The sequence below is a fragment of the Paenibacillus sp. FSL W7-1279 genome (genome assembly GCF_037969845.1).
Classification (GTDB): Bacteria; Bacillota; Bacilli; order Paenibacillales; family Paenibacillaceae; genus Paenibacillus_AQ.
The window spans coordinates 2749407-2764932 of record NZ_CP150215.1; the positions used below are offsets into that span (position 1 = coordinate 2749407).

The 15526-nt window shown below is 49.4% G+C and carries 10 protein-coding genes; 3 read left to right on the top strand and 7 right to left on the bottom strand.

Going from position 1 to position 15526, the window contains the following annotated elements; all coding sequences use genetic code 11:
* The first annotated feature begins 5 nt into the window (after window positions 1-5).
* Together gyrA and MKY82_RS12170 are read left to right on the top strand one after the other, a co-directional pair.
* Window positions 6-2465, top strand: coding sequence for a DNA gyrase subunit A (gene gyrA / locus MKY82_RS12165; protein ID WP_220685805.1), 2460 nt, complete (start codon window positions 6-8; stop codon window positions 2463-2465).
* Between the two features lie 420 nt (window positions 2466-2885).
* Window positions 2886-3317 carry a MarR family transcriptional regulator gene (locus MKY82_RS12170; RefSeq protein WP_220685804.1) on the top strand — a complete coding sequence of 144 codons (432 nt, stop codon included), beginning with the start codon at window positions 2886-2888 and terminating at the stop codon, window positions 3315-3317.
* Between the two features lie 156 nt (window positions 3318-3473).
* On the opposite strand, the gene MKY82_RS12175 is transcribed toward MKY82_RS12170, so the two are convergent.
* The 5 genes from MKY82_RS12175 to MKY82_RS12195 form a co-directional block, all read right to left on the bottom strand.
* Window positions 3474-4835 carry a lytic polysaccharide monooxygenase gene (locus tag MKY82_RS12175; protein ID WP_220685803.1) on the bottom strand — a complete coding sequence of 454 codons (1362 nt, stop codon included), beginning with the start codon at window positions 4833-4835 and terminating at the stop codon, window positions 3474-3476.
* A 397-nt stretch (window positions 4836-5232) separates the two neighbouring features.
* On the bottom strand, window positions 5233-5952 hold the full coding sequence (locus tag MKY82_RS12180) for an RNA pseudouridine synthase (RefSeq protein ID WP_339296150.1): 720 nt from the start codon (window positions 5950-5952) through the stop codon (window positions 5233-5235).
* A 4-nt stretch (window positions 5953-5956) separates the two neighbouring features.
* The gene (locus MKY82_RS12185) at window positions 5957-6820 is read right to left on the bottom strand and encodes a class I SAM-dependent methyltransferase (RefSeq protein ID WP_071218328.1); all 864 of its coding nucleotides are present in this window, start codon (window positions 6818-6820) and stop codon (window positions 5957-5959) included.
* A 124-nt stretch (window positions 6821-6944) separates the two neighbouring features.
* Window positions 6945-7463 (bottom strand): N-acetyltransferase, encoded by a 519-nt coding sequence (locus MKY82_RS12190; RefSeq protein WP_339296151.1) that lies wholly within the window; start codon window positions 7461-7463, stop codon window positions 6945-6947.
* 70 nt (window positions 7464-7533) lie between these two features.
* Window positions 7534-9495 (bottom strand): DNA mismatch repair protein MutS, encoded by a 1962-nt coding sequence (locus tag MKY82_RS12195; protein WP_339296152.1) that lies wholly within the window; start codon window positions 9493-9495, stop codon window positions 7534-7536.
* A gap of 558 nt (window positions 9496-10053) precedes the next feature.
* Here MKY82_RS12195 and pepF point away from each other — a divergent pair.
* Window positions 10054-11856 (top strand): oligoendopeptidase F, encoded by a 1803-nt coding sequence (pepF, locus tag MKY82_RS12200; protein WP_339296153.1) that lies wholly within the window; start codon window positions 10054-10056, stop codon window positions 11854-11856.
* 85 nt (window positions 11857-11941) lie between these two features.
* Here the strand turns inward: pepF and MKY82_RS12205 are convergent, their stop codons facing one another.
* Window positions 11942-14962: a PAS domain S-box protein gene (locus MKY82_RS12205; protein ID WP_339296154.1), complete on the bottom strand. Its 3021-nt coding sequence runs from the start codon at window positions 14960-14962 to the stop codon at window positions 11942-11944.
* Window positions 14963-15167: 205 nt separating this feature from the next.
* On the bottom strand, window positions 15168-15449 hold the full coding sequence (locus tag MKY82_RS12210; RefSeq protein WP_339296155.1) for a GNAT family N-acetyltransferase: 282 nt from the start codon (window positions 15447-15449) through the stop codon (window positions 15168-15170).
* Window positions 15450-15526 lie beyond the last annotated feature (77 nt).

A 15526-nucleotide genomic window follows, 5' to 3' on the forward strand; every position in this document is an offset into this window, starting at 1 on the left:
AAGGAATGAGTTTATCTGAGCAATTTTTGCCGGCTTTTCTGGAAGAGGTCGTAGGTGATCGATTTGGCCGGTATTCCAAGTATATTATTCAGGACCGGGCGATCCCGGACGTTCGTGACGGGCTGAAGCCCGTTCAGCGCCGGATCCTGTATGCCATGTACGATTCGGGTAACACACCGGATAAACCATACCGTAAATCGGCGAAAACCGTCGGGGATGTCATGGGTAATTACCATCCGCACGGGGACTCATCGATTTATGAAGGTATGGTTCGGATGGCTCAGCCATGGAAGATGGGACATGTGCTCGTGGACGGCCACGGAAACTGGGGTTCCCAGGATGATGATCCCGCCGCAGCGATGCGTTATACCGAGGCAAGGCTATCGCCGATTGCCATGGAGCTGCTTCGGGATATCGAGAAGCGGACCGTACTGTTTAAGGATAATTTTGATAACACGGCCAAGGAACCGGTTGTGCTGCCTTCACGGTACCCAAACCTGCTTGTGAACGGAGCTAGCGGGATATCCGCGGGCTTTGCCACTGAAATCCCGCCTCACAATCTGCGGGAAGTGATCGATGCTTGTATTGCCGTTATGCAGAAGCCGGAGATTGAGCTGGCGGAGATTATGACCTTTATCAAAGGTCCGGACTTCCCGACCAGCGGAATCATCATGGGCGGCGAAGGCATTTTGGACGCCTATCGGACAGGCAAAGGCCGCGTTTATCTACGGTCGAAGACGGACATTGAATCGCTTCGCGGCGGCAAGCAGCAGATTGTCATCACGGAAATTCCTTATCAGGTCGTTAAGTCACGGCTTGTTACCACGATGGAGAACATACGACTGGAGAAAAAAGTCGAGGGCATCGCCGAGGTTCGCGATGAGAGCGGACGAGAAGGACTTCGCATCGTCGTTGAGCTGAAGAAGGATGCCGACGCAAACGGGATTCTTGCTTATTTGTTCAAGAAAACCGATCTGCAAATAACGTACAACTTCAATATGGTTGCAATCGTGAATAAAACCCCTCAACAGCTGGGGCTTAAAGACATGTTATCTGCCTATATCCAGCATCAGCGTGAGGTCGTCACGCACCGGACCCAGTATGAGCTGGAGAAAGCAGAGGATCGGGCGCATGTATTGGAAGGCCTGGTTAAGGCTTTAAATATCCTGGATGAGGTCATTGCGGCGATCAAAGCGTCCAAGAATCGCCAGGATGCCCAGAACAATCTGCAATGGATGTTCGGTTTCACGGAGAGACAAGCCGATTCCATATTGACCTTGCAATTATACCGCCTTACGAACCTTGAAATTCATTCCCTGCAAAAAGAGCTGGACGAGTTAATGAAGAAAATCGAGGGCTTGCGTGCGATACTGGACAGCGATAAGAAGCTGATTGCCGTCATTCGCAAAGAGCTGCTTGAAATTCGCGAGAAATACGGCATCGACCGGCGTTCTGTCATTCAGGAAGAAGTGGAAGAGATCAAGGTTAATCTTGAAGTGCTGGTGAACGCAGAGGACGTGCTCGTAACTCTGTCTAATGAAGGCTACATCAAGCGCACCAGCATGTTATCCTTCACCCGAAGCGGCGGTGAGCTGGAAAGCTCAGGCGTTAAGGAAGGGGATTACATCACACGTCTGTTTGAAGTCAATACCCTGGAGAATCTGCTTATATTCACGAGCCGTGGGCAGTATTTCTTATTGCCGGTTCACCAGATTCCGGAATACAAATGGAAAGATGCCGGTACGGCCATCGTTAACGTGATTCAGGTACCGAAAGAGGATCACATCGTATCGGTCATTCCGGTTTCGAACTTTGAAGAAGAGGGCAAGTCGCTTGTGTTTGTCAGCCGCAAAGGTCAAGTGAAGCGCACAGAGCTCAAGGAGTATGTTACCAAGCGGGCTGGCGCTGTTGCTGCAGCCAAGGTCGCTGCGGAAGACAGCATTATCCAGGTCGTTGTGAGTGATAACAATAAAGATATTGTGCTAATCTCGAAAGAAGGGATGAGCATCCGGTTTAATGAGCAGGAAGTCAACGCGATGGGACGCGTTTCCGGCGGGGTTCGAGGAATCCAGCTCCGTGACGGGGATGAAGTCGTTGCGGCATTATGGGTGGAGAACGATGAGGGTGAGATTTTGACTATCACGGATCTTGGCTATGGCAAGCGCAGCTTGCTGTTGGATTACCAGACGCAAAGCCGCGGCGGAAAAGGCATGGCCACGTTTGAGTTTAAGGAAGGCAAGCGGGTGAAGCCTAACGGCAGCGCCATTGTCGGAGCTTTCTATTGCCGTGAACCGCTGCAGATTATGGCGTACAGCGAAGACGGGCAAGCCCATCTGATTCACACCGAAAAAGTTCCGATCGCGGAACGTAAATCGATAGGCAAACTGCTTGCCGATGTTGGCAAGCAAGGACGGATTGTCGATCTGGTAACTCTTCCGCATGCGGAGTCAGGTAAAGAAAGTTAAACAAGATTGCGTAACATCCTTTTCTTGGAGATTTCCAAGTTTGGACAAGATAAGATAGACGGACGAACAGCACCTTCGATGATATTTGTCGAGGTGCTTTTGCTATATTTTGCGTTTCCCGCAACATTTGAGCTGTTATTTATACTATTTGACATATGCCTGACTGTGTCGAAGTAGGATGAACCTTGAAAAACGCCGTCATATAAGGGTTGGCGGGTTTTGTCGCTTGATTGGAAATTATATTTTTTAACGAAAAAAGAAGGATATTGAGAGGTTGCCCGCGAAAAGTTAATCCTATAAACTATTATGGAATCATGACTAGGGTTCAAACGAAACCCATTCACAAAAAGTACAGCGCAACATCCACGGACGGTATCCGATGTTTGATCATGACAGCATTATTGAAGGGACGGGATAAATATGCATACTGCCGAATTCGCCAAGGTGTGGTCCAAGCTGGCCAAGGATTATAAGCTCCATATGGAAGCCGGATTAGCACCGACATTGACGGAATCGCAACTGATGGTGCTGGAGGTGCTTGCTGAATTAAAGCGAATGAAACCTTCCGATTTCATTCCTTACCTGGCCACAAGTCCGGCAGCCGTAACCATGCTATTGGACCGGATGGAGAAGAATGGATTGATCAAACGGGAACGGGACGCAAGTGACAGACGGATCGTCTGGGTGACGATTTCCTATAAAGGGCGTGAGGAATATACACGCGGATTACAGGTTAGGGATGAGTACCTTTCCCAAATTTTGAACCGCATATCCTCGCATAATCAGCAGCTGCTTGTCTATCTGTTAGGAAAGATTAGTACAGCTCCAAAGGAAGTTCTGGTTGAGGTATAGGTATAGTTCTAAAGCTAAAGCTAACGTTCTAAACGTAGAATAGCCCCCTGGGCGGCTGCAGACGGCAGCTCACCCTTGAGGGCTGTTACATATTTTTATACTTATGGAACATTATCGTTATATCACGTTTCGAATCTTTACCATGACGTATTGAGATTATGACTTAAGCAACCATAAAGCCGGCACGTTGGAGGGTTCCCAACCAGGCAGGGACGTGTGGGCTTGCCGGCACTCATAGGTGTTGCCGCCATATGTGACTAAGGCTCCTAGCTGGTATGAAGTGTTTGGTGCCCAGGCCGGAGTTTCCGGTGTGGAGCCGTCCGCCGTGGTAACTTGCAGTTCATTGCTTGCAGCGGAGACGTTGCCAGCCGCATCACGAGCTTTAACGGTGAAGCTATAGGCTGTGTTGGGTGATAACCCGCCGACCGTATAGGAAAGCGTGCTGCCGGATACCGTGGTCACCAGCGTTGTGCCCCGATAAACCTCATAGCCGCTAACGCCGACATTATCCGTGGAATTGTTCCAGGCTAATGATACGCTGGATGAAGTAGAGCCGACTGATCGTAGATTGGCGGGAGCCGTCGGAGCTTGAGTGTCGGGTACCGGATTGGATGTGGCAATCGTTAACGGATTGCTCGCCGTGGAGACATTGCCTGCTCCATCGCGTGCTTTTACCGTAAAGGTATAGGAGGTTGACGCTTGCAGACCGGTGACGGTATGGCTTAAGGTTGATCCTGATACGGTTGTTACTAGATTAGATCCTTGATAGATTTCATAACCTGTTACCCCCACATTATCCGTGGCAGCGTTCCAGGAGAGCGAGATGCTGGTGCTGGTGACGCCTGTGGATCTTAAGTTACCGGGTACGGTTGGAGCTTGCGTGTCCTGATTTCCGCTGCCGTTATTCAGGTTCACATCGATTACGTTATAGAAGGCGTTGCCTGTATCGGCGATCTCCCACACGGCCAAGATCAGATAGTAGCCGGTGCGGTCGGTAGGAACATTACAGGTGTGGGTTACGGTGTTCGGCGGACGTTTGCCACCGTCATTGAAGGAGCAGAACAATTCGAGATCTGCGCGTGCGAGGGGTTTGCTGGAATCCCAGCCTTTTTTCGTAATATAATATTTCCAATCGGATGTGGCGTGTGCTGCGGTCAGCACCCATTTAAATGTATTGGGTCCGCCGTTCATGTTCACTTTACTCCAGCGGGTAGGTGATTGTTCATTGAGCTCGTGAAATATTCCAGCACCAGCAATCTGACCATCCGCCGGTCCACCGATGGGGAAGTTACCTTTTCCCTCGAGGGAATGCGGTTCATATATGATTCTGCCGCAGTTGGTGTTCTCTCCGAGCTTACACTTATAACCACGACTGGCTGGTGATTCAATATACCCATGTGCGGAGACGCTGCTTGCCGTGATGATCATGATGGTGAAGAACAACAGCGTGCTTCCTAAAAAAATCCACAGCGGTTTCAAATGCAAGCGGCGATTTGTTTGATATTGAACCTGATCCATAACAAATACCTCCTTGAATATTTAATGTGAAATTCAGCGGACACTTGTTGCTGATCAAACCTCCCTGAGCTGTGAGTTTTCTTGCCCTGTTACACATCATAAACAACTGAGTCGACCGTGTAATCATTCATGAACAGCTTTTGATCATCCTCCTCCTTGGCACCATTGATCTATATAAACTCGCAAGCAGAGTTTATACCATGATTGTACAAATAATCTAAAAAATGTTAAACTATGTAGTTTCTATTTTTCGGCATTCTTTGATAAAAGTAAAGGGGTAATATATTATCGTAGAGGGATACAATATTACAGTATTTGCCATCATGAAACAGAAGTATATAAAAACCGAAATCCAAGGCTGGATTTCGGTTTTTTTGAGTTCTATGGATAGGACCAATCATGTGGACGCCAGCTTCTCCATCGAGAACAGGCTCCAGGGATAGTCGGAGGGCGGCATGGAACGAATGGAGATCTCCTCTTTGGTAACGGGATGAGGAAATCCGACCAATACGGACCATAAGGCAATCTGCTGGCCGGCTTTGTTCACCTTGCTTCCATACTTCTGATCTCCGAACAGCGGATGTCCCGCATGGCTCAGCTGTACACGGATTTGGTGCGGCCTGCCCGTGTGCAGCTCGATCAGGACGAGGCTGAAGCCTTCGGACGTTTGGAGCACGGTGTAATCCAGAATGGCCTCCTTGGCCCCGTCCGTACCTTTAGAGGTGACATGAACGGAGTTGGTTTTTACATCCTTATACAGCATATTTACGAGCCGGCCTGACGTTTTCGAAGGAATCCCATGAACGACCGCCACATATTGCTTGCGGAAGCTGCGACTGCGGACGGATTCCGATAATCGGGATGCGGCTTTGGAAGTCTTGGCAAACACCATCGCTCCGCCAACCGGACGGTCCAGACGGTGCACCAATCCCAAAAATACATTGCCCGGTTTATTGTAGCGCTCCTTAATGTCCTGTTTCAGAATGGTCAGCATGTCGGGATCGCCGGTAGCATCCTCTTGGGAGGGGATGTTTACCGGCTTGGTTACTCCTAACACATGATTATCCTCGAACAGAATCGGCACAACCGGATATGCTGCTGGTTCCCGCTTGTTCATTGAATCAGGACTCCCATCGACCCAGGATGCCGCACGGCAGGTTCATGCCGGAGCGGGTAATCGGCAATCCGATCTCTCCCGCACTGATGGTACCGCCGTATTTCGGCTTCATGGTCATGGTCAGCATGTTATTCAGAACGGTAGGGGAGATTCCGGTTGTATAGGAGTTAATCAGCATGAACAGCGGATTATCCGATACGATGCTCATGCAGCTTTCGAGGAAGGGATACAAGCTTTGCTCAAGCTTCCACGTTTCTCCGCTTGGTCCGCGGCCATAAGATGGAGGGTCCATAATGATCGCATCGTATTTGTTCCCCCGGCGCTGCTCCCGTTGCACGAATTTAAACACATCATCCGTGATATAACGGATAGGACGGTCGGCAAGTCCGGACAATGCCGCGTTTTCCTTGGCCCATTGAACCATCCCCTTCGCAGCATCCACATGAACAACCTGAGCTCCGGCCGAGGCGGCCGCGACGGTTGCTCCGCCGGTATAGGCGAACAGGTTCAGCACGCTGACCGGACGTCCGGCAGAAGCGATCTTATCCATCATCCAGCGCCAGTTGGCTGCCTGCTCCGGAAACAAACCGGTATGTTTAAAATTGGTTGGTCGAATATGAAATTTCAATTGGTCGTATGAGATGGTCCACCGGTCCGGAAGCTGCTTTTTCATGTCCCATTGCCCGCCGCCCGATGAGCTGCGATGATAGTGTCCGTGCACACTGCGCCACTGTCCATCTTCGCGTTCAATCGGCCATATGATCTGCGGATCCGGACGTCTGAGAATCACGTCGCCCCAGCGTTCCAGCTTCTCTCCGCCTCCGGTATCGATGACCTCGTAATCTTGCCAATCCTGAGCTACATACATGTTGAAAACCATCCTTCAAATAGTCATTTAGATTTTATTGTACAACATATCAGAAGCTGAATGCCACCAAGGATTCCCCGGCTTGATCAAACCTATTCGGATGATATGGACTTTGAAGCTCGACTTACCCCAAATCTTCGAAAGCGGAGTGGAAACGGAATTCGCCATGCAGGTGATCGAGCGAGCCCGGCTGAAGCTCGGCAACCATGAACACCTCATCGGAAACCGTAAATTGGGTGATGTCGATTCCATAGGCTCTGGCCTGCACAAATTCGTAACGGGGGTAATATGCCGGATGGCCGAACAGAAAAACAAGTGGATAGCCATGCGAGAGACACCGCCGTTTGCCTTCTTCAATCAATTTCCCGCCGATCCCTTGTCGTTGATAATCCGGAAGCACGGCCAGCGGCCCTAGCGCAGCCACGTGATGGTTATGAACCCCGTCAAAAAGGCTAGACCGGCTGAACATAATATGTCCTTTAATGATCCCATCTTCTTCCGCTACGATTGACAATTCCCGTTGAAAGTCTTTATCTTCCCGCAGCCGCCGTACTAGTATCGCTTCTTCCTGTCCGGGAAAAGCCTGAGTGAGTAGGTTTTGGACCTTCTCATAATCGTTCTTGGTTTCTGTACGTATGTTCATCGTAATCTCTCCTCCGAAAATCCTTAGCATTCTTATTGATATCCTGATCAACCCACCGTCAAGAGTTTCGTTATTCCGGTTTCGTTTCGATCTGCAGTCCTTCAACGTGCTTGCGGTTCATCAGTTTACGCTTCTTCCGGTTCTCTTTGCTCTCAAAAACAATATCAAGATCATAATCCTCCGGATAAAGATCCTTGGCTGCAATATAAGGCTTCAGCCGTTTATGGTTAATTTTCAGTCTATCCTTCTGAATCATCACACCGATATTACCTCTACCGTCGATGGTTTCATACACGGTTCCGCTTCGTTTCAAATAAGGCACATAGACACGATCGCCTAATTGATAGAGGGAAGAGGGAGAATCTTCTTCTTGATGATCTTCATCATTCATTAGCTTATCCTGTTTGTCTGTCGGCAACGTACCGTATTCTTCCGGACGTGTTTCTTCAGCCTTATCATCGGACTCTGAGCTTACCTTTTGGATAAGGGCCGTGTTAGCTCTTGCCGCTCCAGCTTCCGTGATTTCCCGCGATCTGGCAATGATCGACTCCGGTATGCCCAGCTTCGCTGCAATGACAAAGGCATAACTGTGCCCGGCTTCACCAATCCGCAGACGATAGAGCGGCTCGAGTGTGTCGGCATCAAATTCCATGCGGGCATTCTCAAAGCCGGAGGTGCGCTCGGCAAAATTTTTGATTTCGGTAAAATGGGTGGTTACCACAACCGTTGCTTGACGTTGACTCAACTCCTCCAGGATGGCGATCGACAATCCAACGCCTTCACCGGGATCCGTTCCCGACGCCATTTCATCGAGCAGTACAAGCGTAGACCGGCCGGCTGTCTGCAAAATGTCGCGGATGTTGCGAATGTGCGCAGAGAACGTGCTGAGGGCATGCTCCAAACTCTGCCCATCTCCGATATCGACGGAAACCTCGTCAAAGATGGCGCAATGGCTGCCTTCCGCGACAGGAACCAGCAGACCGGATTGCACCATAACGGTGATGAGACCAACCGTCTTCAGAGCAGAAGTTTTGCCGCCGGTATTAGGCCCTGTAATGATCAAGGTTTTATACCGCTCCCCGATAAAGAAGTCCAGCGGTACCATCGTGGAGCCGATTAAAGGATGCACCGCGGATTTTAGATGGATGACCCCCTCCTGGTTCAGGCTTACATTGCGCCCGCCGATGGAAACGGCGTACTTGCCCCTGGCTATGATGTAATCGTAGATTCCAACAATGTCGGCATTGGTTCTCAGTTCGAATTGATATTGCTCGGCAAGTGCAGTCAAATCACTCAGCACCTTCGTTTCTTCGCGGACTTCATCGGCGTGCAGGAAATTCAATTCCATCTGAAGTCCCTGCAAGTCGGAGGGCTCGATGAATACCGTCTGCCCGCTGGCCGATTCATCCAGAATCGAGCCATTCACGGATTTACGGTGCTCCTTCTTGATGGGCAGCACGTAACGATCTCCGCGTTTGCTGATGACATGCTCTTGCATGATCCCTTTGTAACGGCTTATCAGGCTGTCGAGCTTACGCTTGATCCGTTCCTCGGCTACGATGATTTTTTTGCGGATTTTGGCCAAATCTTTGCTGGCGCTATCCACAACACGCCCCCCGTGAATGCTGCGTTCGATTTCGGACAGAAGTGGACGCAGTTCATGCATGGATGAGGCGTAGGAACTGATCAATGGAGCAATGCCCTCCTTGGCTTTCATATATTGAATGAGCTGACGGCAGCTTCTCAGATATTGGACCATATTCCCGAAATCGCGCTCAGACAGCACATAACCGGTGCCGAGCAGATCCAGGATCATTTCAATGCCCTCCAGTGAAGGAATAGGTACGCTAGCTCCGGTCTGGAGCAGGGTTTTGGCTTCCTCCGTTTCATTCAGTTTGTTGCGGATGGCTTTTATCTGGGTGAGGGGGGCCATCTTCCGGATATGCTCGACGCCCAGATACGATACGGCAAAGCGTTCAAGTTCGGTGCGTATTTTCTCGTACTCCAATTTGTTTAATGCGAAGGGTTTCATGGGTTACATTCTCCTTTGACTATAAAATGGATGGTATACAACACAAAAAGGGCGGAAAGCGAACTACTAAGGTTCGCTTTCCGCCCATAGATCGTTATTCTGATGGCATGGCGTTATGGGACAGCTCCAAATAACCCTTTTGAATAAAAGGAGGGGGAGACCCAAAAAATCCGTGCTGAACTCAGCACGGATGACCATATCATATCTGAATAAACCCTAAAGGGGCTTCCATTGATATCCGCAGTTCTTAACTAATTCAACGGACGAAATGAAAATCCATCAAAAAATAAACATATCCCTTTACAGGGAATGCCCAAAATTTTACATTTCGATCCATATGAAATTTGGTTAGTTAAGAACGACCACCGACATCAAAATCTCTCCTTTAGATAAGAGTATGAAATAACTATATCCATAAATAGGGTCACAAGTCAAGGTCGAAAAGCGAATACGATCCCTTAAAAAACTGTGATATGATGGAATTGTTATATAGTTGCTATTCCATAGTAACTGCTGGCGTCAATCATGAGAGGACAAGACACGAGAGGAGTTATATCCATGGGGAAATTGCTGACACGAAGTGAGGTTCCAATCGAGGCTACTTGGAATCTGGATGATTTGTTTGTCTCGCAAGAAGCATTCGAAGCGGGATTAAAAGCGATTGAATCGCAAGCTGCTCAATTGACTCGATTCAAGGGCAGGCTGGGAGAGGGTGCAACCGTTCTTCTGGAGTGCTTGAATGAACAGGAAGCTCTGATGGAGAGCATTAGCAGAGTCGGGGCGTATGCCAGATTGCGACAATCGGAAGACGGAACCAATCCGGCTAATTTGGCAAATTCGGCCAAAACGGGCGATGTTCTCTCACGCATCCAATCTTCCCTGACGTTTATTGAATCGGAGCTGCTGGATCTCGAGGATGGAATCATCGAACAATACATAACGAAGGAAGACGGGCTTGTTCCTTATGCCCGAAGTTTGACATTGCTGCTGGAATCGAAGCCTCACCGCTTGAGTCCTGAGACGGAAAGCGTGTTGGCATCGCTGGGAGAGGTGCTCGGTTCCCCTTACCGCATCTATTTGCGGAGCAAGCTGTCGGATATGACTTTTGACGATATTCAAGTGAATGACGGAAGCAAACCGGTCTCGTTCCGCCTGTACGAGAATTCTTACGAAATGTCAGAGGATACGCAGCTTCGGCGCGAGGCCTATGCCTCGTTCACGAAGTCACTGCAGGGATCGCGCCATACATTTGCCGAGGCATACGCCACCGAAGTGAAGAAACAGGTGGTGATGTCCCGGCTTCGCGGGTATGATTCCGTAACGGACATGCTGCTGAAGCCGCAGCAAGTGACGATGGAGATGTACAACAACATTCATGATACCATTCTGACGGAGTTAGCTCCGCATATGCGAAGACTGATGAAGCTGAAGAAGCGCGTGCTCGGGCTGGATCAAATGCTGTTCTGCGATTTGAAAGCGCCGATGGACACGGATTTCAATCCAAGCATTACTTATGAAGAAGCGTGCTCCACGATTTCCAGTGCCTTGTCGATACTGGGTTCTGAATACGGCGAGATCGTTCAATCCGCGTTCTCCAAGCGCTGGGTGGATTATGCCGATAATATTGGTAAGTCTACAGGAGCTTTCTGTTCCTCCGTATACGGAGTGCATTCTTATATCCTGATGGCATGGGCGGATAATATGCGAAATGCCTTCACGTTAGCGCATGAAGTCGGGCATGCTGGTCATTTGATGATGGCAGCGGACCATCAGCGTATCACCAATGCCCGTCCTTCCTTGTATTTTATCGAGGCGCCTTCCACGATGAACGAGCTGCTGCTGGCAGACCACCTGCTCAGTCAATCCGAGGATAAGCGGATGCGGCGCTCTGTTATTCTTCAGCTTCTGAGCACGTATTACCATAACTATGTGACTCACCTTCTGGAAGCGGAAATGCAGCGACGGGTATACCGCCATGCGATGGCCGATGAGCCGATTACCGCAGATAAGCTATCTGAGCTAAAAGGTGCTGTGTTATCCGATTTCTGGGGTGACGTGGTTGAGCTCGATGAAGGAGCAAAGCTTACCTGGATGCGACAGCCGCATTATTATATGGGTCTTTATCCATATACGTATGCCGCTGGACTAACCGCATCAACAGCTGCAGCACAATTGATTCGCGAGGAAGGTCAACCGGCTGTAGACCGCTGGCTCCAAGTCCTCAAGGCCGGAGGCAGCAGGAGTCCGCTGGAATTAATGGCTATGGCAGGGGTCGATATGTCCACTTCCGAGCCGATCTCCAAAGCGGTTGCATATGTTGGATCGCTTGTCGACGAACTGGAGTCCCTGTACGAGGAATAATACCATTTGCATATATGGGAAAAGGGTGGTCCACAGCTCATCGCTGTAGATCACCCTTTTCTTGTAGAGAATAGGGGAGAGACGCCTATGCTTGTTTGTCCGTGACATCCTCCTGCAGCGTACGGGTCGGGATCGTAAAGTAGAAGGAGGATCCGACATTTTCGCGACTCTCGACGCCGATGACCCCACCCATCAGCTCGACCAGTTTTTTACTGATTGCCAGCCCCAATCCCGTACCCCCATATTTGCGATTCAAGGATGGGTGAAGCTGCGAGAAGGAGGTAAACAGCTGAGGCTGCTGTTCAGCAGGGATGCCTATTCCCGTATCCTTTACTTGAAAAGCAAGCGTGATTTCCTGGGTCCCGGTCCTGCGCAGTCCCTCGACACTCATTGTGATGCTGCCCTCATGCGTGAATTTGATGGCATTGCTGATGAGATTAACAAGCACTTGCCGCAGCCGCAGAGCATCGCCGATGATTACATCGGGAACAGTGGAGCTATTGATGCTGCAGGATAATGATAATCCTTTTTCTTTTGCTTTGGCCGAGAATAAATCAACGACGACTTCAAGCAAGGAACGTAAATCGATCGGTTCCTGAATGAGTGTCATATTGCCGGTCTCGATTTTGCTGAAATCGAGAATCTCGTTCAGGATGTGCAGCAGCGAGCTGCTGCTCTCCATCAAAATATCGGTATAATTCAGCTGATCCTCGTCAAGATGGGTCGTTCGTAATAGCTCAATCATGCCGATGATGCCGTTCATCGGCGTGCGGAGTTCGTGACTCATCATGGTCAGAAACTCCGTTTTCGCTTGATCTGCCCGCTCGGCATTCTCCTTCGCCCGGATGATTTCTTTCTCGTCGGTGATATCGCGGAATACCATAACGGCGCCTTTGCGCTCGCCTTGGTCCCAGATTGGATTGACCTGATAATCTGCCAGAAAGCTGGTGCCGTCGCCCCGCCAAAGCACGATTTCGGCTCTGGACAGCGGTACGCCTTGTTGGACGGCTCGAACAAGCGGAGAATCATCCCCCCGATAAAAAGTGCCGTCATGGCGAATTTCTTTGATGATCTGGTCGCAAGGTCTTCCGATGGTGGTGGCCGGTTCATAATCCAGCATCGCTGCGCCTGCCGGATTGATAAATGCGACGTGTCCGTGAATGTCCAGCCCGATAATGCCTTCGGACACCGTATTCAGCAAAAGGGTGAGCTCCCGGCTCAGCTTCTTGATCTCTTCCATGGTTCGTATGCGCTCGGTGATATCCCGGGTAATGCCATAGACGCCGACGACTTCGTCATCTACGAAAATCGGGATGTTAATCGTATTGATGTCGATGGGATGTCCATCCTTATGGATAATCGTTAGATCATAGCTCTGAGGTATGCCTTCAGTTGCCTGGTTAAAATGAAACAACGTGCGAGCCATGTCCTTTTCCGCTACAATCGGTCCGAAATACATCCCGATCAGCTCGTCCAGTGTATATCCCGTCAGTTCCTGCAGATTCTGGTTGGCCGTTAAGTAGTCGCCATCCAAATTCATGGAGTATACGGCCGACGGATTATATTCAAAAAGAGAACGGTATCGCTGCTCGCTTTCCTTTAGCTTGAATTCCATCAGTTTTCGTTCGGAGATGTCGCGGGCAATCGAAATGATCTCGTTCTTTTGGCCGTCCTGCGTGCTGATGTACTTGCAATTGACTTCAAACCAGATGTGCCTGCCATCCTTATGTATATAACGGAAGGTGATCGGTGTGAGCAGTTTGCCGTCCAGGCAATTGTTAAAATAGTCCTGTAGCGGTATGATATCCTCCGCGTATACATAATCGAATATACTGGTGCCAACCATCTCATCCGGACGATATCCAAGCAGTGAATAACAGGAAGGTGAACAATAAAGAAACGTTGAACAGTCTATGGTGCTGCTCGATATGAAATCAAGGGAATTTTCGGTTATGAGCTTGTACTTGTTTTCATTCTCCAGCGACTGCTGTTCAATCTGCACCTGCTCGGTGATGTCCTGCGCCATACCGACCATCTCCATGGGTCTGCCTTCCTTCGTAACGGAGACTTCCCATTGAGCTCGAATGGTTCGGATTTGACCGTCCTGAAGCTGGATCCGATAGATGATTTCATCCGCCTTTCCTAGCATGGCTCTGCTCACGGTTGCCTCCAGCCGCTCACGGTCCTCCGGGACGACCAATGACAGCAGCGTGTTATGGTTTGGTTCAGTGGCACGGATCTGATATCCGTAAATTCGCCTCATTTCATCGCTGTAGGTGAGCGTATGCGTGATCAAGTCCCAACGCCAGGAACCGATCTTGGCAATCCGCTGCGCATGGGCCAGCGTATCCTCATCCGTTTTGCGCTTGGTAATGTTTCGTCCAATGGCCAGAACCTTGTTAACCTCGCCGTGAGCTCCCCGAATTAACTGAAAAGACGTTTCAAACCATAAATAATGCCCGTCCTTATGGCGAATGCGTCGAACGAAACTATCTTCCTCTGAAAATAGCTTGCCCGGTTCTTTCATTTGCTCGGAATCCACCTGGTGATAGTAATCGATCCGGCATTGGCCCGTCATTTCTTCTTGGGTGTATCCGAGTATTTCCGTCACAGATGGTGAGATGTATTCGATGATGCCATCAGCGCTGCTGATGGATATAAGATCTTGTCCGCTCTTAGAAATGAGTGCAAGGAGTTCATCATTCTTAATGGTCGGAGGCAAAGACGATTTCTCCTGTACGGTCCCGGGCTCTATACAGCATAATATCCATGGAGCCTCTCCAGGGGCGGGATGGTTCAGCAGGGAAATCGAGACAGAGACATGGACTTGCTCTCCGTTACGGCGGATAAAATATGAGTCTCTCTTGAGCGTGGACGTTTGTTCATATGTCAATGATTGCAATATTTGTTGAATCGATAGATTAGATAGAACTTGGATTTCGGAAGGTTTGAGCTGAAGCAGGTCTGAACGTTTGGATTCGGTAAGTTCGCAGAAACGATCATTAACCTTCGCCACAGGCTCGTCAACCGCAGAGATCAGGATCGCCCCCATAGGCAATTTATCAAACATCTGTTCCCAGACCCAATGTTCCGCTGTTTGCCTCATGATTATATAGATGCCTCCCTAACTTAAGCTATACCCTTTGATCATAGAGGATAGGATCACTCTATCGCAATAGTAAATACCAGTGCTGCATTTGAACTTGGACATCAAGGCGCGTGAAAGCCAACCGATAAGAGGAGCATCCTTATGGCTGGCGAGATTAACCTTACGGTACATCCGTTTACGAATGATGTTTTAATCCTCTTTTTTATTTGTGCAGCAGGTCACGCTCGTCGACGTTTTTGTCAAAATAATGCCCGGCATAAGAGCAAGCGGGGATGATTTTCAAATCTTCTTTCCGAGCGTATCCTATTACTTTTCGCACGAGTTCGTCGGCGATTCCTTGCCCTCGCAGGCTGGGTGAGATATAGGTATGATCGATACTGATCACTCCGTTTCCTTGAGGCGAGTAGGAGATTTTGGCTACCGTTTTTCCATTGTTTTCAATAAAAAAGCTGCCGGGCTTTGTCTGTATATTTCGATTGTCCATGATGTTTAACCCTCCTTCATCTGGTTGTACTATACCCGTATCCGCTATGCATTAAACGGATTTCACATAGGCGAACA